20 protein-coding genes are annotated in these 21,825 nt (G+C 37.6%); 16 read left to right on the forward strand and 4 right to left on the reverse strand.

What is annotated here, in order from left to right; genetic code table 11:
- The first annotated feature begins 61 nt into the window (after positions 1-61).
- The 6 genes from G6Q10_RS03315 (at position 62) to G6Q10_RS03340 (ending at position 6,858) form a co-directional block, all read left to right on the forward strand.
- Entirely contained in the window at positions 62-946 is an 885-nt protein-coding gene (locus G6Q10_RS03315) for a phosphate acyltransferase (protein WP_163652827.1), read from the forward strand.
- Positions 947-1,028: 82 nt separating this feature from the next.
- Positions 1,029-2,102 carry a butyrate kinase gene (gene buk, locus G6Q10_RS03320; RefSeq protein ID WP_163652829.1) on the forward strand — a complete coding sequence of 358 codons (1,074 nt, stop codon included), beginning with the start codon at positions 1,029-1,031 and terminating at the stop codon, positions 2,100-2,102.
- Positions 2,103-2,116: 14 nt separating this feature from the next.
- Positions 2,117-3,541 carry a dihydrolipoyl dehydrogenase gene (gene lpdA / locus G6Q10_RS03325; RefSeq protein WP_163652831.1) on the forward strand — a complete coding sequence of 475 codons (1,425 nt, stop codon included), beginning with the start codon at positions 2,117-2,119 and terminating at the stop codon, positions 3,539-3,541.
- Between the two features lie 40 nt (positions 3,542-3,581).
- Positions 3,582-4,577, forward strand: coding sequence for a thiamine pyrophosphate-dependent dehydrogenase E1 component subunit alpha (locus tag G6Q10_RS03330; protein ID WP_163652832.1), 996 nt, complete (start codon positions 3,582-3,584; stop codon positions 4,575-4,577).
- 3 nt (positions 4,578-4,580) lie between these two features.
- Positions 4,581-5,564 (forward strand): alpha-ketoacid dehydrogenase subunit beta, encoded by a 984-nt coding sequence (locus tag G6Q10_RS03335; protein WP_163652835.1) that lies wholly within the window; start codon positions 4,581-4,583, stop codon positions 5,562-5,564.
- Between the two features lie 31 nt (positions 5,565-5,595).
- The gene (locus tag G6Q10_RS03340; protein WP_163652838.1) at positions 5,596-6,858 is read left to right on the forward strand and encodes a dihydrolipoamide acetyltransferase family protein; all 1,263 of its coding nucleotides are present in this window, start codon (positions 5,596-5,598) and stop codon (positions 6,856-6,858) included.
- Positions 6,859-7,028: 170 nt separating this feature from the next.
- On the opposite strand, the gene prli42 is transcribed toward G6Q10_RS03340, so the two are convergent.
- On the reverse strand, positions 7,029-7,124 hold the full coding sequence (gene prli42, locus G6Q10_RS10145; protein ID WP_163652841.1) for a stressosome-associated protein Prli42: 96 nt from the start codon (positions 7,122-7,124) through the stop codon (positions 7,029-7,031).
- 123 nt (positions 7,125-7,247) lie between these two features.
- Here prli42 and G6Q10_RS03350 point away from each other — a divergent pair, with 123 nt between their 5' ends.
- From G6Q10_RS03350 to G6Q10_RS03365, 4 genes are all read left to right on the forward strand, one after another.
- Positions 7,248-8,333 carry a M20/M25/M40 family metallo-hydrolase gene (locus G6Q10_RS03350; protein WP_163652846.1) on the forward strand — a complete coding sequence of 362 codons (1,086 nt, stop codon included), beginning with the start codon at positions 7,248-7,250 and terminating at the stop codon, positions 8,331-8,333.
- Between the two features lie 144 nt (positions 8,334-8,477).
- Complete coding sequence (gene gndA / locus G6Q10_RS03355; RefSeq protein ID WP_163652849.1) at positions 8,478-9,896, forward strand: NADP-dependent phosphogluconate dehydrogenase; 1,419 nt, start codon at positions 8,478-8,480, stop codon at positions 9,894-9,896.
- Positions 9,897-10,059: 163 nt separating this feature from the next.
- The gene (locus G6Q10_RS03360) at positions 10,060-10,740 is read left to right on the forward strand and encodes a response regulator transcription factor (RefSeq protein ID WP_163652852.1); all 681 of its coding nucleotides are present in this window, start codon (positions 10,060-10,062) and stop codon (positions 10,738-10,740) included.
- Positions 10,737-12,215: a HAMP domain-containing sensor histidine kinase gene (locus tag G6Q10_RS03365; protein ID WP_163652855.1), complete on the forward strand. Its 1,479-nt coding sequence runs from the start codon at positions 10,737-10,739 to the stop codon at positions 12,213-12,215. The genes G6Q10_RS03360 and G6Q10_RS03365 overlap by 4 nt, the downstream gene beginning before the upstream one ends.
- Positions 12,216-12,410: 195 nt before the next feature.
- Here the strand turns inward: G6Q10_RS03365 and yidC are convergent, their stop codons facing one another.
- Both yidC and G6Q10_RS03375 read right to left on the reverse strand, forming a co-directional pair.
- On the reverse strand, positions 12,411-13,232 hold the full coding sequence (gene yidC / locus G6Q10_RS03370; RefSeq protein WP_163652858.1) for a membrane protein insertase YidC: 822 nt from the start codon (positions 13,230-13,232) through the stop codon (positions 12,411-12,413).
- A 393-nt stretch (positions 13,233-13,625) separates the two neighbouring features.
- On the reverse strand, positions 13,626-13,907 hold the full coding sequence (locus G6Q10_RS03375) for an acylphosphatase (protein WP_163652861.1): 282 nt from the start codon (positions 13,905-13,907) through the stop codon (positions 13,626-13,628).
- A 133-nt stretch (positions 13,908-14,040) separates the two neighbouring features.
- On the opposite strand from G6Q10_RS03375, the gene G6Q10_RS03380 reads away from it, so the two are divergent.
- Together G6Q10_RS03380 and fni are read left to right on the forward strand one after the other, a co-directional pair.
- Positions 14,041-14,385: a DUF1033 family protein gene (locus tag G6Q10_RS03380; protein ID WP_163652864.1), complete on the forward strand. Its 345-nt coding sequence runs from the start codon at positions 14,041-14,043 to the stop codon at positions 14,383-14,385.
- A 22-nt stretch (positions 14,386-14,407) separates the two neighbouring features.
- Positions 14,408-15,481, forward strand: coding sequence for a type 2 isopentenyl-diphosphate Delta-isomerase (gene fni / locus G6Q10_RS03385; protein ID WP_163655692.1), 1,074 nt, complete (start codon positions 14,408-14,410; stop codon positions 15,479-15,481).
- Positions 15,482-15,600: 119 nt separating this feature from the next.
- Here the strand turns inward: fni and G6Q10_RS03390 are convergent, their stop codons facing one another.
- Positions 15,601-16,566 carry an oxygen-dependent tRNA uridine(34) hydroxylase TrhO gene (locus tag G6Q10_RS03390; protein ID WP_163652867.1) on the reverse strand — a complete coding sequence of 322 codons (966 nt, stop codon included), beginning with the start codon at positions 16,564-16,566 and terminating at the stop codon, positions 15,601-15,603.
- 182 nt (positions 16,567-16,748) lie between these two features.
- Here G6Q10_RS03390 and G6Q10_RS03395 point away from each other — a divergent pair, with 182 nt between their 5' ends.
- From G6Q10_RS03395 to G6Q10_RS03410, 4 genes are all read left to right on the forward strand, one after another.
- Positions 16,749-17,675 carry a YitT family protein gene (locus G6Q10_RS03395; RefSeq protein ID WP_163652870.1) on the forward strand — a complete coding sequence of 309 codons (927 nt, stop codon included), beginning with the start codon at positions 16,749-16,751 and terminating at the stop codon, positions 17,673-17,675.
- Positions 17,676-17,803: 128 nt separating this feature from the next.
- Positions 17,804-17,992, forward strand: a complete 189-nt coding sequence (locus G6Q10_RS03400; protein WP_163652873.1) for a hypothetical protein — start codon at positions 17,804-17,806, stop codon at positions 17,990-17,992.
- A 251-nt stretch (positions 17,993-18,243) separates the two neighbouring features.
- A complete protein-coding gene (locus G6Q10_RS03405; RefSeq protein ID WP_232057784.1) occupies positions 18,244-20,502 on the forward strand; it encodes an FtsK/SpoIIIE family DNA translocase in 2,259 nt (752 codons plus the stop codon).
- 225 nt (positions 20,503-20,727) lie between these two features.
- Entirely contained in the window at positions 20,728-21,789 is a 1,062-nt protein-coding gene (locus tag G6Q10_RS03410) for a BMP family lipoprotein (protein ID WP_163652875.1), read from the forward strand.
- Positions 21,790-21,825: the final 36 nt, after the last annotated feature.

Below are 21,825 nucleotides of genomic sequence, written 5' to 3' on the forward strand. Positions count from 1 at the left end.
TCATAAAAACAACTGCTAATTTTGATATGCTATTTTTGCTGTGAAAGAAGGGAGCGTTTTTATGAACAGAAAATCATTTTTTGATGGGCATGAACCTATAGAACAGTTGACCTATGTCGTTGCGGGCGCTTGTGATCCCGTTATTTTAAAAACAGTTCGGCTAGCTGTAGCACAAAATCTAGGGAAGTTTTTATTAGTTAGCACAGAACCACTTGACCTGAGCGATTTAAAAGATAAAGTGACTTGTATCCAAGTAGCAGACGAGCAAGAGGCTGTAAAAAAAGCAGTAGAAGCTATCACAAGCAAGAAAGCGGACATTCTAATGAAAGGCTTTGTTAAAACAGCAACCCTTCTTCATCATGTATTGTTGAAGGAAAATCATTTGCGAACAGATTCTTTATTATCACAAATTGCTCTTTTTGAAATCCCATCTTATCATAAGCCGCTTTTAATAACAGATGCGGCGATGAATATTGCACCTGATTTTGAAGCGAAAAAACAAATCACACAGAATGCTATTTCAGCAGCACATGCACTTGGGATCTCTTGCCCTAAGGTCGCTTTTTTATCGGCTGTCGAAACTCCTACTGCGAAAATGCCTTCGACTATGGATGCTGAAAAACTTGTTACGTATTTCATAAAAAGTGGCCAAAAAGTAGCTGTTTCTGGCCCACTTGCTATGGATGCAGCCATTTCAAAAGAAGCAGCGAGGCATAAAGGAATAACGGATAGCGTAGCAGGCGATGCTGATATTCTTATCGTCCCAAATATCGAAACCGGTAATGTTCTTTATAAAACACTGGTTTATTGTGCCCATGCTAAAGTGGGAAGTAGCATTATTGGCGCTAAAGTACCTATTGTGATTTCATCTCGTAGTGATTCTGCTGAAAATAAACTCGCATCATTATTTTTAACTAGCAGAATGATTAGCAAATCGTTACTTTAGAGCAAAGCCTTTTTCTCTATCAAATGTCACGTGTTACAATGGTACTGCTTCATAAATTATCAGATAAGCTGGAGGGAAAATGATGGAATTCACAGTTCTTACAATTAATCCAGGATCAACATCGACAAAAGTGGCGGTTTATCAAGGATACACACTACTTTTTGAAGAGGAAGTTCGTCATTTAAAGGAAGAACTTCAAAGCTTTGAGCGTGTTATCGATCAGCTTTCTTTTAGAAAAAAGGTTGTGGAGCACGTGCTTTTGACACACCATTTTACGTTTGAAAAACTTGATGCCATTGTTGGACGCGGAGGACTTCTTCATCCAATGTCTGGCGGTACATACCGGATCAATGAACAAATGATACAAGATTTAGCAGATGCAGTGTGCGGGGAACATGCTTCAAATTTAGGAGCTTTGATTGCACAAGATTTAAGTGAATCGCTAGGCCATCTCCCTGCATTTATTGTCGATCCTGTAGTCGTTGATGAAATGCAACCCATCGCTAGAATAACAGGCCATAAAAACTATGAACGAAAAAGTATTTTTCATGCTTTAAATCATAAAGCTACAGCGCGAAAAATAGCGGCTAAACTAGATAAAAAATATGAAGAAAGCCGTTTTATCGTAGCGCATCTTGGCGGCGGAATTTCTGTTGCTGCTCACTTAAATGGAAAAGTTGTTGATGTGAATAATGCGTTAGACGGCGAGGGGCCATTTAGTCCTGAACGAAGCGGTAGTTTACCTCTTGGGAGTTTTCTTTCCGCTTGTTTTAGCGAAGAGGTTTCAAAATCTGACCTATATAAGCAAATCGTTGGGCAAGGTGGCATGATTTCTTATTTAGATACCAATGATATGCGGGTTGTTTTAAAAATGATCGCTTCTGGTAACGCTTATGCTGAATTGATTTTTCAAGCAATGGCCTATCAAATCGCTAAGGAAATAGGTTCTTATGCGACAGTTCTTCAAGGAAACATTGATGCTATTATCTTAACGGGCGGACTTGCTCGTAGTGAACAGTTTATGCATGAGATTGAAAAAAATATTTCTTGGATTGCACCTGTTGCGATTGAGCCAGGGGAAGATGAGCTTGAAGCATTGAATGGTGGCGTCCAGCGTGTTTTAGCAGGACTTGAAAAAGAGAAAATTTATCAATAAAGGAGGCTTTTCATATGGCAAAAGAATATGATGTGGTTGTACTCGGGGGAGGAACGGGAGGCTACGTTGCGGCGATCTCTGCTGCAAAAAAAGGCTTAAAAGTGGCAGTTGTCGAAAAAGATAAATTAGGAGGAACTTGCTTACACCGTGGTTGTATACCAAGTAAAGCATTACTTCGCTCAGCAGAAGTATTCCAAACTGTAAAAAAAGCTGCTGAATTCGGTGTTGAGGTTGCTTCTCCAACGTTTAATTTTTTACAAGCGCAAAAGCGCAAAGAACAAATCGTTAGCCAACTTGAGAATGGGATTCATCAACTTTTTAAACAAGGGAAAATTGATTTATATGCCGGAACAGGTAGAATCCTTGGACCATCCATTTTTTCACCTACAGCAGGTACGATTTCTGTTGAATATGAAGATGGTTCAGAAAATGAAATGTTAATCCCTAAAAATTTAATTATTGCAACAGGCTCTAAACCAAGGTCGCTTCCTGGCCTTGAGCTTGATGAAAAAATTGTTTTCTCATCAGATGGAGCGCTACAAATGGAAAGCCTACCGAAGTCAATTTTGATCGTTGGCGGTGGTGTAATTGGGATGGAATGGGCCTCGATGCTGCATGATTTCGGCGTTCAAGTTACTGTTTTAGAATATGCTGATCGAGTCATTCCAACTGAAGACGCAGAAATTTCAAAAGAACTTACACGTCTTTTTAAGAAAAAGAAAATCAAAATGGTTACAAGTGCTGAAGTGATCGCAGATTCATTAATAAAAGATGAAGCTAGTGTAACCATTTCAGCAACTGTAAAAGGTGAAAAACAAGAATTCTCTGCAGAAAAAATGCTTGTTTCTGTTGGGAGAACAGCCACTGTCTCTAATATTGGACTTGAAAATACAGAGATTGTTGTTGAAAAAGGTTTTATCCAAGTGAATGAATTTTATCAAACCAAAGAAACACATATTTTTGCAATTGGTGACTGCATTCCAACGTTACAGCTTGCTCACGTAGCCATGCATGAAGGGGTTCTTGCTGTCAATCATATTACTGGTGGCAAGGTAGAACCACTAAATTATGATTTAGTTCCACGCTGTATCTATACGACGCCTGAAATTGCAAGCGTTGGAAGAACAGCTGAACAAGCAAAAAAACTAGGAACAGAAACGAAATCAGGGAAATTCTTTTTCCGAGGAATTGGGAAAGCACTTGTATTTGGTGAGTCGGATGGTTTCGTTAAAATTGTAGCGGATAAGAATACAGATGACTTGGTTGGTGTATCCATGATTGGGCCTCATGTAACGGATATGATTAGTGAGGCAGCACTTGCCCAAGTTCTTGATGCCACGCCATTTGAAATAGGTGAAACCATTCACCCACATCCAACCTTATCAGAAGCTTTTGCTGAAGCAGCTCTTGCTGTCGATGGTAATCAAATTCATGGATGATAAGCGCTTTAAACTGTTTCAAACTAGGAGGAAATAAAAAATGGCTTTAAAAGATACACTCTTATCCAAAGAAAAATTGCAAGAAATGTATAAAGTAGCACTTCTTGCAAGGCGGCTTGACGAACGTCTTTGGCTTTTAAACCGTTCGGGGAAAATTCCATTTACGATCTCAGGACAAGGTCAAGAAATCGCTCAAATAGGGGCAGCATTCGCTTTTGACTTACAAAAAGATTATTGTTTGCCTTATTATCGGGATTTAGCAATAGTACTTGCCTTTGGGATGACAGCAAAAGAGATTATGCTCTCAGCTTTTGCAAAAGCTGAAGATCCTAACTCTGGTGGAAGACAAATGCCCGCTCATTTTGGAGATAAAAAAAACCGGATTGTTACGCAGAGTTCACCAGTGACGACACAATTCCCTCATGCAGCAGGGATTGGTTTAGCAGCAAAACTTGCAGGAGATCCTATTGTTTCTTACGCATCAACTGGTGAAGGCTCATCTAATCAAGGTGACTTTCACGAAGGAATTAACTTTGCAAGTGTCCATAAATTGCCAGTTGTCTTTGTTATTCATAATAATAAATATGCCATTAGTGTGCCAGCAGAAAAACAATATGCAGCAGCAAAACTATCTGACCGTGCGTTAGGATACGGCATTCCAGGTGCCCGTGTGGATGGGAAAAATCTTGCCGAAGTTTATTTAGCATTTAAAGAAGCAACTGATCGTGCAAGAAAAGGCGAAGGTCCAACGTTAATTGAAGCAGTTTCTTATCGTTTTACACCACATTCCTCTGATGATGATGATCGAAGCTACCGAACACGCGAAGAAGTAGAGGCAGAAAAGGCCAGTGATCCTCTTAAAATTTTTGAACGACAATTGCTGGATGAAGGATTTCTCACGACAGAAGATGTAGCGCAATTTGAGAAAGACATTGCGCAAGAAGTGAATGAAGCAACGGATTATGCTGAAAAAGCACCTTATCCCGAGCCTGAATCAGCGCTTCGTTTTGTTTATGAAGAAAGTGGGGAGGAATAATTCATGGCTGTTATTTCATATATTGAAGCAATTACAGAAGCGCTCCGTGAAGAGATGGAACGCGATGGAAAAGTATTTATTATCGGTGAAGATGTTGGCAAAAAAGGTGGCGTATTTAAAGCAACAGTCGGTCTTTATGATCAGTTTGGTGAAAGTCGTGTCATCGATGCCCCGCTTGCTGAATCAGCAATTGCTGGAGTTGGGATTGGTGCTGCAATGTACGGTTACCGGCCTGTTGCTGAGATGCAGTTTGCCGATTTTATCATGCCAGCTGTTAACCAAATCATCTCAGAAGCAGCTCGCATTCGCTATCGTTCAAACAATGATTGGAGCTGCCCTCTTGTGATTCGCGCTCCGTTTGGTGGTGGTGTGCATGGTGCTCTTTATCATTCACAATCTCTCGAAAAAGTATTTTTTGGTCAACCTGGCTTAAAAATTGTGATTCCAAGTAACCCTTACGATGCAAAAGGATTACTTAAGGCGGCTATTCGTGATAATGATCCTGTTTTATTTTTTGAACACAAACGGGCATATCGGCTTTTAAAAGGCGAAGTTCCAGAAACTGACTATACAGTTCCAATCGGGAAAGCAAACATTGTTCGTGAAGGGGATGACATTACTGTTATCACGTATGGTTTAGCCGTAGAATTTGCCAAGCAAGCAGCTGAAAAACTATCTAGTGAGGGGATTGAAGCTCATATCCTGGACCTTCGAACGATCTATCCACTGGACAAAGAAGCCATTATCGAAGCAGCCAAAAAAACGGGAAAAGTACTACTTGTTACTGAAGATAATTTACAAGGAAGCATTATTGGTGAAGTCAGTGCAATCATTGCTGAAAATTGTTTGTTTGATCTCGATGCACCCATTGCTCGTCTTGCTGGACCAGACTCACCAGCAATGCCATTTTCACCTATGATGGAAAAATTCTTTATGATTAATCCAGAAGAAGTTCAAAAAGCTATGCGTGAATTAGCAGAATTTTAAACATATGTACTACGTAAAGGAGTGAAAATCAGTGGCTTTAGAAAAAATAACGATGCCAAAGTTAGGTGAAAGTGTAACAGAGGGAACGATTAGTGCTTGGCTTGTGGAACCCGGCCAAAAAGTTGAAAAATACGATCCAATCGCAGAAGTATTAACAGATAAGGTAACTGCAGAAATCCCTTCATCATTTGGTGGCACAATAAAGGAAATCATTGCTAAAGAAGATGAGACACTTGAAGTTGGTGAAGTGATTTGTACCATTGAAACAAATGAAGAAACAGCTTCTCAGGCTGAAGAAGAAAAACCAGAAAAAGAAGAAAGCGTCTCTAAACCTGAAGAAAAAGCAGTCCAGCAAACTGTTTCACGAAAAGAAGCAAAACAAGAAGCTCGAGGCGCACGATTTTCACCAGCTGTTCTTCACTTGGCAAATGAAAATCAAATTGACTTAGCAAATGTTACTGGTACTGGATCAAGTGGCCGCATTACACGAAAAGATGTCTTGAAATATATGGAAGGCGGCAACCAAAAAGTAGGATCCGAAGAAAAAACAGTGCCACAAGCAAACGTTCTACCCTCGTCTTCTAAAACAACAAGTGGTGACCGTGAAATCCCTGTAAATGGTGTTAGAAAAGCAATTGCTCAACATATGGTAGCAAGTAAGCAAGAAATTCCTCACGCCTGGATGATGGTTGAAGCAGATGTAACAAATTTAGTAAAATATCGTGATCGAATGAAAGATCGCTTCAAGAAAGAAGAAGGCTATAGCTTAACTTACTTTGCATTCTTTATTAAAGCAGTTGCCCAAGCGCTTAAAGAATTCAAAGAACTAAATAGTACATGGGCAAATGACAAGATTATCGAGCATAAAAATATCAATCTATCTATTGCTGTTGCTGCAAATGACTTACTTTATGTTCCAGTCATTAAAAATGCTGATGAAAAATCAGTCAAAGGCATTGCACGTGAAATTAACGAACTTGCTAATAAAGCGCGCTCAAATAAATTAACACAAGAAGATATGGCAGGTGGGACATTTACTGTCAATAGTACCGGTTCGTTTGGTTCAGTCCAGTCTATGGGAATTATCAATCACCCGCAAGCAGCTATTTTACAAGTAGAAACGATTGTTAAACGTCCAGTTATTATTGATGACATGATTGCTGTGCGCGATATGATTAACCTGTGTTTATCAATTGATCATCGTATTTTAGATGGCTTACTTGCAGGACGCTTTTTAAGTAGAATTAAAGAAATTGTTGAAGGAATGACCGAAGAAAATACACCAATTTATTAAAAATGTTTAAAAAAACAAGGATGGGGAAATGAAATAATCACACCGAGACCTATACCCCTAAACTCCCTAAATGTTTTTGGGTAGTGCTGCTTTCAGTGCTGCTCTTTTTTTTACACAAAAAAGCCAGCGCTCTAAACAGAGTACTAGCTTTTCTAAAGATACATATTAAACTAAAAGAATATTAAGAATCCCGTCATGATACTCGATAAGACAATAGCAATTAACATTAACATAACAACAAAACGAACAAACCTTTTGTTAGACATTTGAAAAAATAGCTCCCTTCAAAATGCAATTAGTTACTTTTATTTTACCCATGTCTTAAAAAAACTTCAAGTATTTCTTAAAAAATGAAGCTAAAAATTTTTCCTTTGAAAGTAGGAATAACAATGAAAACACAAGTTAGCAACTATTTTGAAGATATGTTATCATTTTATGCACCTCCGCGGCGAGAACAAAAAATGATAGATTATATCGTTGCCTTTTGCCAAAATAAACAATTAGAAATTATAAGTCAAAATGAAGGTGGCATTCTTGTTCGCATCCCAGAAACAGCTGCAAATTATCAAACACTGTTTTTCAATGCGCATCTCGATCAAAAAGAAAATGAAGAAAAGCTAGTATTTAACTATGAAAATGGCACATATTCTGCGAGTGCTGGTTTTCTAGGAGCTGATGATAAAGCAGGCGTTGCTGCTATGCTTGCTGTTATGGATTTTCTATCGACAACAAATGAGCCTCACGGGGAAACAGAATGGCTATTTACAACACGCGAGGAAGAGGGCATGGCTGGAATAAAGATGTTTGATACAGAATTACTACATGCCCATTTTGGTTATACATTAGATGCGCCAGGGGATGTTGGTAGTTATTATCCTGAAAGTAAAACGCATATTGTTTTAGACTTTCAAGTAAGTCAAAATTTTGCTGAAAGTAATGTTTCAGCTATTAATATTGTGCGCTCCGTCATTCATCAAGTAAAGTTGCAAAAGTTACCACGTGATATTACTTTTTTGTTTGACCAGTTTGAAGGAAGCCAGGAAGCAAGTTATGAACTTGTTAAGGCGCGAACATGCCTTTTTGCACCGCGGACTTTAAGCGAACTACTTCCTTTTGTTGAGGATATTAAAGAGGCTTTTTATGCAGCAGGAACGAAATATAATGCTGATATTGAAGCTGATACACGAGTCACTTACCATGGTTACCGTATTGAGCCAAATCATCAAGTACTCCATCTTTTAAAAGCAGGTATAAAAAATAGCCATTTAACAGCGACTGAATTAAAGTTAGATGGCGGTAGCGATGCAAATGTATTGAATGAACGTGGCTTTGTGACTTGTTTGCTTTCTTGCGGTTATCAAAATGAGCATTCACATGCAGAAACGATCACAGAACAATCGCTTATTGATTTGGCAGAACTTGTAAAGCAACTGATTATCGGGGCAACAAGTGATAGGATCACAGCAACATTTTAGGCCAGAAAGTCCTGCATTTTGGTTTAGATCCGTTGCTTGAGTGGCATTTCTTTGGTATAGTAATGAATGTTGATACATTTTAGGTACTCGTTTGAAAATAAAAATTGGTTTGGAAATCAATCGTGGAAGGGAAGTTTATTGCAAATGGCAAAACAAGAAATTGGCGTAATTGGAATGGGTGTCATGGGGCGCAACTTAGCACTCAATATTGAAAGTCGCGGTCATACTGTATCCATTTTTAATCGTTCAAGTGAGAAAACAAAAATGGTCATGGAAGAGCACCAAGATAAAAAATTAGTGCCAACGTATAGTTTAGAAGAATTTGTTGCCTCACTTGAAACTCCTCGTCGTATTTTAATTATGGTTAAAGCAGGAGAAGCAACGGATATGATGATTAAAGCTGTGAAGGCTTTTCTTGATCAGGGAGATATTTTGATTGACGGTGGGAATGCTTTCTTTAAAGATACCATTCGCCGCAATAAACAGTTAAGCGATGAAGGATTTAATTTCATTGGGACAGGTGTTTCTGGGGGAGAAGAAGGCGCGCTTAAAGGCCCATCAATTATGCCTGGTGGTCAGCGAAAAGCATATGATTTAGTTGCGCCTATTTTGCGTGAAATCGCAGCTGTTGCTGACGGTGAGCCTTGTGTGACTTACATTGGTCCAGATGGTGCAGGTCATTATGTTAAAATGGTTCATAACGGAATTGAATACGGAGATATGCAGCTTATTGCTGAGGCCTATACAATTTTGCGTGATATTGTTGGGTTAAGTCATGATGAATTAGCTGAAGTATTTGCTGAATGGAATGAAGGCGAGCTAGATAGCTACTTAATCGAAATCACGAAAAATATTTTGACCGTTAAAGATGATGAAACAGGTAAGCCAATTGTTGATGTTATTTTAGATAAAGCTGGCCAAAAAGGGACAGGGAAATGGACGAGCCAAAGTGCACTTGATTTAGGCGTACCACTTTCTTTAATTACAGAATCTGTTTTTGCGCGCTTCATTTCTGCATTAAAAGATGAACGCGTGGAAGCAAGCAAGGTTCTTCATGGCCCAGATAATTATCGCTTTACAGGTGATAAGAAAGCATTTATTGAATCTGTTCGCCGCGCCCTTTATTTCAGTAAAATTGCTTCTTATGCACAAGGTTTTGCACAGATGCGAGCAGCAAGTGATGAATATAATTGGGATTTAGGATACGGTGAAATTGCTAAGATTTTCCGAGCAGGTTGTATTATACGCGCTCGCTTCTTGCAAAAGATTACAGACGCTTATAACCATGATCCAAATTTGAAGAACTTACTACTTGACCCTTATTTTAAAGATATTGCTCACAATTACCAAGCAGCACTTCGCGAAGTAACTTCAGAGGCTGTTAAAGCAGGTATTCCAGTTCCAACATTTACCGCTGCAATCAGTTACTACGATAGCTACCGTTCGCAAGTTTTACCAGCTAATCTTATTCAAGCGCAACGTGACTATTTTGGTGCACACACGTATGAACGCGTAGATAAACCAGGTGTTTTCCATACAGAATGGCCTGAAATTGAAGAATAAAAAAAGAAAGCGTATCTGAGTTTCCAGATGCGCTTTTCCTTGTTTAAAATGAAAAATTGCTAAATTTTACGGGAAAAAGTTATCATAAAGGGAAATATTAGTTGTTTTTAGCAAAAAGTTCGATACAATAGTAGTAAGCATAGCCGAAAGAGAGGTTAACAAGATGAATAGAATATTGATCGTGGAAGATGAAAAAAATCTTGCACGCTTTATTGAGCTAGAATTACAACATGAGAATTATGAAACAAGTGTGGCAAATGATGGCCGTACTGGTCTTGATTTAGCATTAAATGAAGATTGGGATGCTATTTTATTAGATTTGATGCTCCCAAATTTAAATGGTGTAGAAGTTTGTCGTCGCGTACGACAATCCAAACAAACGCCAATTATTATGATTACAGCACGTGATTCAGTCATTGATCGTGTTTCAGGATTAGATCATGGTGCAGATGATTATATCGTTAAACCTTTTGCAATTGAAGAATTACTTGCTCGCCTTCGTTCTTTGCTTCGTCGCGTTGAGAACGCTGAACATACTGCCAAACAAACGACATTAGAATATCGTGACCTTGTCGTTGAAAAAGAAAGCCGTATCGTTCGCCGAGGTGAAGAAGTGATTGATTTAACAAAACGTGAATACGAACTTTTACTGACTTTAATGGAAAATATTAATATTGTGCTGACAAGAGAAGTGTTGCTAAATAAAGTTTGGGGCTACGAGACAGAAGTAGAAACCAATGTCGTTGATGTTTATGTCCGTTATTTACGCAATAAGATTGATCATCCTGATGAAGAAAGCTACATTCAGACTGTCCGTGGCACGGGCTATGTGATGCGTACATGACCACTCCGTCCCCGTCTCCAACAAGCACCTTTTCACTTAGAAGCCGTTCGTTAAAATTTAAATGGACTTTTGGTGCAAGTGCGGCGATTTTTTTAACGTTTTTCTTATTTTCGTTTGCTATCTATCAAGGAATCAGTAAAATGTTACTTAACGAAGAGGAACAAAAAGCAAATTCTTTACTTGTGGCGACTGCATCGAATGAGGTTTTAAAAAGTGGAAATATTAGTAATGACGAGCTGAATAAAGGTGTTATGGATGATTCTAAGGCAATCAATCAGCGCATGCAAGATCAGGTTATTGTACTCTATGATAAAAAAGACCAAAGAATTAATAACTATTATTATCCACAATACCATGATATCGGTGTGAAAGATTATAGTAAATACTTTATTGCAGATACAAATGTAATTGAAACGATAAAACCCACGATTGACGGTCAAAAAATGATCGTTTCCCAAAGCCCAATCATTTCTAATAGCGATAATTTAACAGTTGTTGGCTATGTACAAGTGATCAATCCACTCACGAGTTATAATAAAATGATGAACAAATTACTTGTGACCATGTTTATTTTAGGCGCTGTAGCTTTGTTTATCAGTGGTATGTTGGGGTATCTACTTGCGCAAAACTTTTTGAAGCCACTAACCAATCTAGCGCGGACGATGAATGCCATTCGCAAAAATGGTTTTCAAAAGCGAATTGAGGCAACAAACAATTCACGCGATGAAATTGGCGAATTGACAACGGTTTTTAATGAGATGATGTCGCGAATTGAAACAAGTTTTGAACAGCAAAAGCAATTTGTTGAGGACGCCTCTCATGAACTTAGAACACCTGTGCAAATTATGGAAGGACATCTCAATCTTTTAAACCGATGGGGAAAAAATGACCCTGAAGTTCTAGATGAATCTTTAAAAGCTTCATTGACTGAACTAGATCGCATGAAACACCTTGTCCAAGAAATGTTAGATCTTTCACGAGCAGAACAAGTTTCTCAAACAAAAGAATTACAGATCACTAGTGTAAATGATACGGTTGAACAGGTGAGGCGTAATTTTGAAGTGATGTACGAAGATTTTCTGTTTACTTTAAAAGAAGATGGCAGCGATTTAAAAGCAATGATTCAGCATAATCATTTGGAGCAGCTTTTAATCATTATTATGGACAATGCAGTTAAATATTCCGGTGATTCAAAAGAAGTAGACCTTCACCTTTATCGTGATAAGGACCAAATTCGTGTGGCCATTCGCGACTATGGCGTTGGCATTTCAGAAGATGAAATCGATAAAGTCTTTAACCGTTTTTACCGCGTGGATAAAGCAAGAAGTCGCGAAAAAGGAGGAAACGGTCTAGGTCTTGCGATTGCTAAACAGTTAGTCGAAGGTTATTTAGGAACCATTCGAGCAACTAGTGAGCCTACTAAAGGGACAACAATTACAATTACACTACCCTTAATTGAAGGAAATAGTAAATAAAAAAGTGATATACACAAAATAAATCGGCGACAAGCGCTCGCATTTAAGCAGTTTATCAGAGTCTGGCAAACTGCTTAAATACAAACGCTTTCGCTCGATTTGTCGTGTTCGAGATTAGCATCTATGCTTTATTTTTTAAATCATATTTTCTTGAGAAATAGGGCTGAATCGTATGATGTGTTAGACTTGGTGCTTTTATTTTTTATGCTCATTCACGATTTTTTCAAATTCTTTTTCTTGTTTTTCCATTTCTTTTACCTCGGGGTGTTTATTCATATAAAGCTTTTTCGATAGCCAAGTTTGGCCAGCAAGGAAAATTCCACCAACAGCCCAATAAAGTGCTAAAGCTGAAGGGGCAGAGAATGAAATGAATAAAATCATTGCTGGGCTAATTAAACCAATGATTTGCATTTGCTTTTTTTGTTCAGGTGTGTAACCAATCATTGTTACAAAATATTGACCTAAATAAACAAGACCAGCAATAACTGCCAAAATGGTATCTGGATGACCAAGGCTAAACCATAAGAAGTTATGGCTAGCAATTTCAGAAGAACTACGAATCGCGTAATAAAACGCCATTAAAATAGGCATTTGAATAATAATTGGTAAGCAGCCCATCTGCATTGGATTAATATCATATTTTTTATAAACGGTGACCATTTCTTGTTGAATGGATGTTTGTTCTTCTTTTGTAGTTGCCCGTTTTAGCCGTGCTTGAATGTCATCAATTTCAGGTTTGGCAACGGCCATTTTTGATTGCATTGTCATTTGTGCTTTAGCTGTTCTTAAATTTAGCGGCAAGATAATTGCGCGAATAATAAGCGTTGTAATGATGATTGCAATGCCATAATTGTCGCCAAAGAAAGAAGCGACAAATTTAATAAACGTGGTAAATGGTTGGATTAAATAAACGTTAAAAAAGCCATCTGAGTTTTGTGACGGATCAAGCCCACAACCTGAAAGGACACCTAGTGAAATAACAAGTATGGCAATTAAAATAAGATTTTTTTTCTTCAATATTTTTGTTCCTCCTACTAACTAAAATAAATTCCTTTTTAGTAAAAAGAACAACTGTCTTCTTCATCATCAAATTGATTTTTCTTAAAAGTAATAACAAGCCAGCTAAGAATAAAATTATTGAGTATGACATGTTTTAATTTAATATACAAAAGTGAAACCCTGGAAAGACAAATGGCTTCTGTATGCAGTAACATTGTCGGTTTTAAGAAACTAATAGCAGGCCAAAACCGGAACAAAGACAACATTAGAAGAAGCGTAACGGTCATCGAAAGATATTCCGGTTCAAAAAACATTTGGAATAAGATGATCAATAAAAGCAGGCTCCCTTCTGTTAAAGAATTAATTACCCATTAACTATAATTCAAACGGCTAAGGAATTCAAGTCGAAATTTAATAGATAATATCAAATGTTTTTCTAGCTTCAACAGGCGCTCCCATATAAATATAGACGTGCTCAATCCGGCAAGCTGGAGAAGGGCCTTTTTTTATTATTTCAATAAATTGTTCAAGTTTTTTTTCTTCAGCACGCGCATAAATTTCAACAGATCCATCTTCTAGGTTTTTAACGGTACCACTGATATCATATTTATAAGCCACTTGTTTTGTTGAATAGCGAAATCCTACACCTTGAACTAAACCGGTTATACGCAAAATAGCCGTTTGGACTGTCATTTTCTCTCATCCTCTTCCTTTAATAAGATGTCTTTAATAAACAGTGTAGCCTTTTTTGCGATAAGTTTCAAAAATTTACTTTGGTTTAGGATGTGCTATAATAATAGCAGTTTTAAGAGCAGGAGATGGGAAAATGAAGTGGCAAGTTATTCAAACAAAAGGTGAATATGAGCCGTGGTGGTTTTTTGAGAATTGGCAAGAAACCATTGAAGCAGACTATGCTTTTCAGATGAAAGAAGAAGCGTTTCAAAAATATAATGAACTTACGAATATTCTCATTAAGACATATCCTAAACATCGCTTAAAAAAAGAAGTTTTGTTCGCTGCTTGGAATGAGGAAGAAGTCGAGTATTGTGAAAGTTGTGATGATGATATTCAAGTGTTTCATGGTATTATTTTATTATGTGATGGCAAGGTGTATCAACCAGAAGCACAGGAAAAAGAACAATGGTTTAAAAATTTAGCAAAATATCTATAAAAAGCGTGCAAGGGAGGATATGATGGATAAAGAGGATGATTTACTGCGCGCACGTCGTAAAGATGAGCATCTAGCACTTTCCTATCAGCAATTTGAAGTGGATAAAGAGAGCGCTTTTAAAGATCTAGATTTAATAGGGACTTCACTTCCAAGCTGCGGGGTGGATGACGTGCATTTAAATACTACTTTTTCCGGGATAGAATTTGCGTATCCCTTTTATATTAATGCGATGACAGGCGGTAGTGAACGTACAAAGCAAATCAATGCTGATTTTGCTGAAATTGCACGTGAAGTAGGCGTGGGAATGGCAGTTGGTTCACAGTCAGCTGCTCTTAAAAACCCAAGCGTTCGAGATAGTTATGAAATTGTTCGCGAAAAAAATCCAGATGGCAAAATATTTGCTAATCTTAGCCCAGCGATTCCTATTGATCTTGGAATGGAAGCTATAAAAATGGTGGATGCCAACTTGCTGCAAATTCATCTTAATCCCGCACAAGAACTTGTTATGGTAGAAGGGGATCGTGAGTTTTCGAACTGGTTACGGCGAATTGAACAATATGTCACAAAGCTCGATATCCCTGTTGTTGTGAAAGAAGTAGGGTTTGGCATGAGCTGTGAAACGGTTGCAAAACTTGCAGAAGTTGGTGTAAAAACGGTTGATGTCAGCGGGAGAGGTGGTACTAATTTCATTCAAGTTGAAAATGAACGCCGACGCGATCATGCGTATGATTTCCTGTATGATTTTGGTTTAACGACACCAGAATCGTTACTTGATTTGCGACGACTACAAGGAAATAATAAGCTGGAAATTTTGGCTTCCGGTGGCATCAGAACGCCACTTGATATGGTTAAGTCGTTTCGTTTAGGGGCAAAAAGTGCAGGTATGGCTGGGTACCTATTCTATTTTTATAAAAATTTTGGCAAACAAATGACAATCCACTTACTTGAGCAATATAAAGAAGCGCTTAAAGCATTATTTGTTTTATTTGATGCAACAAGTTTGGACGAACTTCAAAATGCTCCACTTATTGTGCGTGGTGATTTGAAAGACTTTTGTGACGCACGCGCGGTCGATATAAAACAATTAGCAAATTAGAGCACGCCGAGAATTTGAAAGATGAACAGTCTATTCTTGGATAAAGTAGAAAAAGTAAAAGGAGACGAGTAATGAATGATTACCTGTCTCCTTTTACTTGTATATAGGATGAAACGTTATTAACTAATGGTCTCAGGAAGCGTTTCACCAATTGCTTCCAAGCGGTTAGCTAATTCCTTTTTTGAAAATTGTTGTTTTTTGATATAAAGGTTTTCTGGATGCGTACGGCATTCATAAGAACAACTGTGCAAGTATTTTTCAGTATTCTCTGGTGAGGCAAGAATTTGCTTGTTACAATAAGGATTAGCACAGTTAATATATTGTTCACAAGGCGTCCCATCAAAATAATCTTTTCCAACAATATGATGTTCTACTTGATTGATTGGAACAGAAATGCGTTCATCAAAGACATACATCCTACCATCCCAGAGTTCGCCTTTTGTCTTTTCATTTTTCCCATAAGTAGCGATACCGCCATGAAGCTGAGAAACATCTTCAAAGCCAACTGTTTTTAACCAACCGGAAAACTTTTCACAACGAATGCCACCAGTGCAATAGGTGACAATTTTTTTGTTTTTTAGTTGTTCTTTATGCTTATGAACCCAGTTTGGTAGCTCGCGAAAGGCTTTAATATCTGGTCGAATAGCTCCACGAAAATGCCCCAAATCAAATTCGTAGTCATTTCGAGCATCTAAGATCACCGTATTTTCATCTTCTAAGGCTGCTCTAAACTCTTCAGGTTCCATGTAAGTTCCAGTCACTTCTAAGGGGTTTATATCATTTTCTAAATGTAATGAAACGATTTCAGAACGAGGGCGAACATACATTTTTTGGAAAGCATGTTGAGAAGCTTCGTCTATTTTAAAAACCATGTCGCGAAAGCGTGAGTCTTCGTGCATTTTTTCCATATAAATTTTTGTATTGCTTAAAATGCCAGATAAAGTTCCATTAATTCCTTCTTTAGCAACAAGAATTCTGCCTTTTAACCCTAATTTGTTACAAAACTCAAGGTGTTCCTTTGCAAATTGTTCTGGGTCATCAATTGTCGTGTATTTGTAGTATAACAACACTTGATAGTCTGCCATGATTTAAACCACCTTTATTTTATTTTTATGTGAAAACTCTTTCTAAGTGTAGAAATTCTCCACATTGCGCAGCTATTACTATACTATAGTCAACCGTTTTTTTTCAAGCAAGAGCTTGCCTTAAGCTATAAATTTTAAGGTAGCTATGCTATAATTTATGAGGATTCATTAATAATTAGGAGGTGATCTATGTGCAGGTTGACTTTAATTATATTGAACAAGAAGCCTTAAAGCAGGTGAGATTGAGTCGCCATAAAAGGCTAAAGTGGCTTATTTATAAATTTATTATGGTGACATTAGGAGCAGTGCTTATGGGTGTGGGCCTTGAGTTGTTCCTTGTGAATAATCAGATTTTAGATGGTGGTATTGTTGGGATCTCCATTATTATTTCACAGCTTTCACCTCTTCCGCTTGGCCTCCTTACCTTTGTTTTGAATATTCCTTTTTTTATTATTGGCTATCGTAAAATTGGTAAACTTTTTGCCATTTATACATCTTATGGCATTGCTGTCATGTCTACTGTGACCTTATTACTTCATGATATGGACCCTGTGACAGATGATTTACTTTTGGCCACTGTTTTTGGTGGTGTGACGCTTGGCCTTGGTGTTGGGCTTGTTATCCGGAATGGGGGCGCGCTCGATGGGACAGAAATTGTGTCTTTACTTGTTAATGATAAAACCCCTTTTTCAACAGGACAAATTATTATGGCGATCAATATTGCGATTTTTAGTATTGCTGGGCTTGTATTTAACTGGGACCGAGCGATGTATTCACTGATTACTTATTTTTTAGCCTATAAAGTGATTGATATTGTCATCCAAGGTGTTGATGAATCAAAAAGTGCTTTTATTATTAGCCATTATTATGAAGAAATTGGTTATGAAATCATGGAGCAGCTTGGTAAAGGCGTTACATATTTGGAAGCAACAGGAAGCTATTCAGGTGATGTACATAAAGTAATCTTTGTTATTATTTCTCGCTTTGAAGAGGTTAAATTAAAATCGATTTTAGATGACATTGATCCAGACGCATTTTTAGCTGTTGGCGGTAGCATGTCGGAAGTTCGTGGTGGGAAATTAAAGAAGAAAAAAACACCGCATTTGTAATGATGATGTGAAAGTATGGAAAAAGAAAGTAAGCTTAGCATCAAATAAGAGGTTATTGAAAAGCAGAAAATACAGTTGATTTGTATCTTGAAAATTAGGTCAAAATGTAAGCGTAAAAGGAGGGTGCCATGTTTTTTAAAGAACTTTATAAATTGCAATTAGTTTTTGTCTTTATGTTTGGTTTAATTTTAGCGTTTCGTTGGTTTAATATTTTGACAAGTGGCATCTCTGTTGTTCTTATCACTATATTTTTTATTATTTGGACCATTTCAATCATGCTTGTTATTTTCAAAAAAACGAAGCAGAAGCGAATTTAAAGTGATACCTAAAAATGTGGTAAATAGATCTTGAAGGATAAATAAGCAAACTAGCATGTTGCGACTCACGGGTAAAATCCTTCAAAAGAAGTAACATTCATTGATTTTGAGTGAAACACACCTAAAGTTCAGAAAAATAAAAATATATGTTTTATCACCCTCAGGTTGACAGTAGGACTTTTGCATGAGCAAACCGTTTAGCTTCTATGCTATAATGAAGCAAGTAAAAAGCAAGGCTAGGGGGAAATAAGTTGGCAACAACACAAAAAAAAGCGAGTACACGAAAAAAAACAACGTCTAGAAAAAGTAAAAATAAACCAAAAACAACCTATCGTTTTGAAATAAGTGGTTTAATCATGGCGATTGTAGCACTAATTGGTATTTTTAGGTTAGGTTTTGTTGGACGAATTGTTTATGCACTAGGTGAATTTGTCTTAGGTAGTCTAAGTTATCTCCTTTTGATAGGGATTGTTTTTTTAGGCGGTTATTTAGTGGTCAAACGCAAGATGCTGAATTTCTTTACGAAGCGCCTTATGGGAATTTATTTAGCTCTTTTTGGGCTTTCAATGCTGTTTCACCTTTCCTTTATGTTTAAATATGGCTTTATAGATCACGTTTTTATACATACGTGGAAGGTTGCTTCAAATAACCTCATTCATCCATCCCAAATCGTTTCTGTTGGCGGGGGAATGATTGGTGCTGCATTAACTGCTACGAGTTACTTTCTTATTGCTAAGATTGGTACACAACTCATTGCTGTCTTGCTCATTTTATTTGGGCTTTCATTCATTTCAGGCGTAGCATTACGAACTTTTGCTGAAAAACTAGTAACAAGTACAAGCCATTTCTTTTCTAAGAGCCAGGCCTTAGCTAAAAAAGGGAAAGCAAAAACTGCTCTGAAAAAGGCAGCAAAACAACGCCAAGTTAAACCAAAAGAAATACCAAAAGATTTAGAAGAAAATCAACAGCCAGAAACAAAAACACCACCTATTATTTCAAATTTTCATTCTAAAGAAGCACTACCTGAAACGGAAGATCAACAAGAAGAGCCTTCAAAAGAATTAACATTTGAACAAGAAACTTTTGAAAATGAGATTTACCAGTTGCCATCAGTTAATCTTTTAAAAGCAGCAAAGCCAACTGATCAATCCAAGGAATACGATCAAATTAAGTCCAATGCAAAAAAACTCGAAGAAACTTTCGAAAGCTTTGGGGTAAAAGCAAAGATTACGCAAGTCCATCTTGGGCCTGCTGTAACAAAATATGAAGTTCAACCAGCTATTGGTGTTAAAGTAAGTCGGATTGTTTCGCTAAGTGATGATATTGCACTTGCACTTGCTGCAAAAGATATTCGCATTGAAGCGCCAATTCCTGGTAAATCAGCCATTGGGATTGAGGTGGCTAACCAAAATGTAGCCATGGTGACATTAAGAGAAGTGATTGAAAATAATCAACAAAACAATCCAGAAGATACATTGCAAATTGCGCTTGGTCGTGATATTTCAGGCGATGCCATTTTAGCGCACCTAAATAAAATGCCGCATTTACTTGTTGCGGGTTCTACAGGTAGTGGTAAATCGGTTTGTATCAATGGGATTATTACAAGCATTTTACTTCGGGCTAAACCACATGAAGTGAAGATGATGATGATCGATCCTAAAATGGTAGAGCTCAATGTCTATAATGGTATTCCGCATTTACTTGCGCCAGTTGTCACCAATCCTAAAAAAGCAGCTCAAGCTTTACAAAAAGTTGTTTCGGAAATGGAGCGACGTTACGATTTATTTTCACATACAGGAACAAGAAATATGGAAGGTTACAATGAATATATAAGAAAGCATAATGATCAAAATGAAGAAAAACAATCGGAATTACCTTTTATCGTGGTGATTGTCGATGAATTAGCTGATTTGATGATGGTCGCTTCAAATGATGTAGAAGATGCGATTACAAGACTTGCACAAATGGCTCGCGCTGCTGGTATTCATTTAATTATTGCGACACAGCGGCCTTCTGTTGACGTCATTACTGGTGTTATTAAAGCAAACATCCCGTCGCGAATTGCATTTGCTGTATCAAGTGCTACAGATTCCAGGACGATTTTAGATATGGGTGGAGCCGAAAAATTACTTGGTCGTGGGGATATGCTCTTTCTTCCAGTTGGAGCGAGTAAGCCAACACGGATTCAAGGAGCCTTTTTATCAGATAGCGAAGTAGAAGATATCGTAAACTTTACAATTTCACAACAAAAAGCCCAGTACAGTGAAGAAATGATTCCTGATGAACTCCCTGATAACAATGAAGAAACAGATGACGAGTTATACCATGACGCAGTGGCACTCGTTGTCGAAATGCAAACCGCTTCTGTTTCCATGCTACAACGCCGCTTTAGAATCGGTTATAACCGGGCAGCACGCTTAATTGATGAAATGGAACAACGCGGGGTTGTTGGTCCACATGAAGGTTCAAAGCCGCGTCGAGTTAATATTGAAGCTATGCCTGAGGAATAAAAGATGTGAGATCAGTGCAGGAAATCGGCCGTATTTTTAAAATCGTTGTTATTCTTAAAAAATATGGTCGATTCTTCATCTTATTTTATGATCTTTTTCTATATTTATTTTTTTGTTCATGGTATATTAATTATAGTTAGCAGCATCTAGTTTTATTGAACCATTTTTTACATAACCTACTGGATCATGCTAGCAAATAATTTGTCTTATAGGAGGGGTTTAAAGGTGAAAAAGCGGACGTTTGCTTTAGCACTCGTTATGATTTTAGCATCAGCTGTTTTTTTAGGAGCTTGTGGATCAAGTGGTAATAATAAGAAAGATAGTAACAAAAACTTCACTCTAGCCATGGTCACTGATACGAGTGGAGTTGATGATCGTTCGTTCAATCAATCTGCTTGGGAAGGATTGGAAAAATTTGGTAAGGACAATCATTTGCAAAAAGGGACAGATGGCTATAATTACTTGCAATCTTCATCAGAAGCGGATTATAAAACAAATTTGAATACTGCTGTTCGTAGTAACTATAACCTTATTTTGGGTATTGGCTACAAAATAAAAGAAGCGCTTACAACTATCGCAAAACAACAACCAGATCAGCAGTTTGCCATTGTAGACGAAGCGATTGATGGTCATAAGAACGTTGCAAGCATTGGCTTTAAAGACAACGATGGCTCATTTTTAGCCGGTGTTGTCGCCGCCCTCACAACAAAAACAAAGAAAGTAGGTTTTGTTGGTGGTGTCAAAGGAGCTGTTATTGATCGATTTGAAGCGGGTTTTACGGCTGGTGTTAAAGCTGCAAATCCTGACGTCAAAGTAGAGGTCCAATATGCAAACGAGTTTGCCAAAGCAGATAAAGGACAGCAGATTGCTTCTGCGATGTATTCAGGTGGTGTAGATGTTATTTTCCATGCTGCAGGGGCAACGGGTAATGGCGTATTTGCTGAAGCGAAAAATCTTAAGAAAAAAGACCCTAGTCGCGATGTTTGGGTCATCGGTGTAGACCGTGATCAGTGGGATGAAGGCAAAGTAAAAGCGAACGATGGTAAGGAGTACAATGTCACTTTAGCTTCTGAAGTCAAACGTGTTGATATTGCTGTAGAAGACCTAGCTAAGCGCACAAAAGCCGGGAATTTCCCTGGTGGTAAAAAGCTTGAGTACGGGCTTGATAAAGATGCTGTAGGCTTATCTCCTCATCAAGATAATATCTCAAAAGATGTTTTAACAAAAGTAGAGGAATATAAAAAGAAAATGATAAGCGGTGAAATTAAAGTTCCAAGCAAGCCTTAATTAAAAAAGAGTTTGAGCCATAAATAGGAAAAACGT

The sequence above is a fragment of the Listeria sp. PSOL-1 genome (genome assembly GCF_902806445.1).
Classification (GTDB): domain Bacteria; phylum Bacillota; class Bacilli; order Lactobacillales; family Listeriaceae; genus Listeria.

Bases quoted from the DNA above. Each gene is read 5' to 3' on its own strand.
- G6Q10_RS03360 (WP_163652852.1), top strand. From the start codon at position 10,060: ATGAATAGAATATTGATCGTGGAAGATGAAAAAAATCTTGCACGCTTT.
- fni (WP_163655692.1), top strand. From the start codon at position 14,408: ATGGATAAAGAGGATGATTTACTGCGCGCACGTCGTAAAGATGAGCAT.
- G6Q10_RS03375 (WP_163652861.1), bottom strand. From the start codon at position 13,907: ATGACAGTCCAAACGGCTATTTTGCGTATAACCGGTTTAGTTCAAGGT.
- G6Q10_RS03330 (WP_163652832.1), top strand. From the start codon at position 3,582: ATGGCTTTAAAAGATACACTCTTATCCAAAGAAAAATTGCAAGAAATG.
- G6Q10_RS03315 (WP_163652827.1), top strand. From the start codon at position 62: ATGAACAGAAAATCATTTTTTGATGGGCATGAACCTATAGAACAGTTG.
- G6Q10_RS03350 (WP_163652846.1), top strand. From the start codon at position 7,248: ATGAAAACACAAGTTAGCAACTATTTTGAAGATATGTTATCATTTTAT.
- lpdA (WP_163652831.1), top strand. From the start codon at position 2,117: ATGGCAAAAGAATATGATGTGGTTGTACTCGGGGGAGGAACGGGAGGC.
- buk (WP_163652829.1), top strand. From the start codon at position 1,029: ATGGAATTCACAGTTCTTACAATTAATCCAGGATCAACATCGACAAAA.
- G6Q10_RS03390 (WP_163652867.1), bottom strand. From the start codon at position 16,566: ATGGCAGACTATCAAGTGTTGTTATACTACAAATACACGACAATTGAT.
- G6Q10_RS03380 (WP_163652864.1), top strand. From the start codon at position 14,041: ATGAAGTGGCAAGTTATTCAAACAAAAGGTGAATATGAGCCGTGGTGG.
- G6Q10_RS03365 (WP_163652855.1), top strand. From the start codon at position 10,737: ATGACCACTCCGTCCCCGTCTCCAACAAGCACCTTTTCACTTAGAAGC.
- gndA (WP_163652849.1), top strand. From the start codon at position 8,478: ATGGCAAAACAAGAAATTGGCGTAATTGGAATGGGTGTCATGGGGCGC.
- G6Q10_RS03335 (WP_163652835.1), top strand. From the start codon at position 4,581: ATGGCTGTTATTTCATATATTGAAGCAATTACAGAAGCGCTCCGTGAA.
- prli42 (WP_163652841.1), bottom strand. From the start codon at position 7,124: ATGTCTAACAAAAGGTTTGTTCGTTTTGTTGTTATGTTAATGTTAATT.
- G6Q10_RS03400 (WP_163652873.1), top strand. From the start codon at position 17,804: ATGTTTTTTAAAGAACTTTATAAATTGCAATTAGTTTTTGTCTTTATG.